At 71.1% G+C, this 1,025-nt stretch carries 2 protein-coding genes; both read right to left on the reverse strand.

Going from position 1 to position 1,025, the window contains the following annotated elements; all coding sequences use genetic code 11:
• Window positions 1-554 (reverse strand): tRNA pseudouridine synthase A (locus tag ACFY5C_RS42060; RefSeq protein ID WP_389455390.1); only part of this gene is annotated, 554 nt, incomplete at its 3' end.
• Between the two features lie 75 nt (window positions 555-629).
• Window positions 630-1,025 (reverse strand): 50S ribosomal protein L17 (rplQ, locus tag ACFY5C_RS42065; protein WP_389455392.1); only part of this gene is annotated, 396 nt, incomplete at its 5' end.

Below are 1,025 nucleotides of genomic sequence, written 5' to 3' on the forward strand. Positions count from 1 at the left end.
AGAGTGCGGATGGTCGTCGCGCCCTCCCGCTTCTTGCAGTAGGCGGCGAAGTCGTGCTCCCCGAGGAGCCCTTGGGCCGCCTCGTTCATGGCGTCCACGTCGAGCGGCCAGTCGTGCCACAGGACGTGGTTGCGCAGCAGCGGATCGACGCCCCCGGGGTTGTCGGTCACGCGGTAGGCGTACCGCCGCCACACCGCGGAGAACCGGGCGTTGAACCCGGCGGGCGCCTCGCGCAGCGCCCACACGCGCACGTCCCTGGGCAGCCGCCCGGCGAGCCGCTTGAGCAGCTTCTCGCTGTGCTCGGCCCACACCGCGCGCGGCAGATCCACGTGCGCGACCTGCCCGCGCGCGTGCACCCCGGCGTCCGTCCGCCCCGCGACGGTCAGCTCGTACGTGGTGCCCCCGGACCGGGTGACGGTCCGCAGCGCGTCCTCGATCTCCCCCTGCACGGTCCGCCGCCCGCCGGCCTGCTTGGCCCACCCGGAGAACTCGGTGCCGTCGTACGACAGATCGAGGCGCAGCCGTACGTACCCGGGTTCCACTTCGTCACTCACCCGTAGATCCTCTCAGCGACACGAAAGCGGGCCCGCCCCCCGGAAGGGACGGACCCGCGATCGAACAGCCCCGGACTAGGCGTCCTTCGACTCCTCGGCGGGAGCCTCGTCGGCCTTGGTCGTGTCGACCTTGGTCTCGGCGGCGTCGGCGTCCTTGGCGGCACGCTTGGTGGCGGCCTCGGCCTCACCGGTGGCCTCCTGGGCGACCGTCAGCGCCTCGACCAGCTCGATGACAGCCATGGGCGCGTTGTCGCCACGGCGGTTACCGACCTTGGTGATCCGGGTGTAGCCACCCGGACGGTTCTCGTACCGCGGGCCGATCTCGGTGAAGAGCGTGTGGACGATGCCCTTGTCCGTGATGACCTGGAGCACCTGACGGCGGTTGTGAAGGTCGCCCTTCTTCGCCTTGGTGATCAGACGCTCGGCGTACGGCCGCAGACGGCGGGCCTTCGCCTCGGTGGTGGTGATCCG

It is taken from the genome of Streptomyces sp. NPDC012935, assembly GCF_042900345.1.
Lineage (GTDB): Bacteria > Actinomycetota > Actinomycetes > Streptomycetales > Streptomycetaceae > Streptomyces.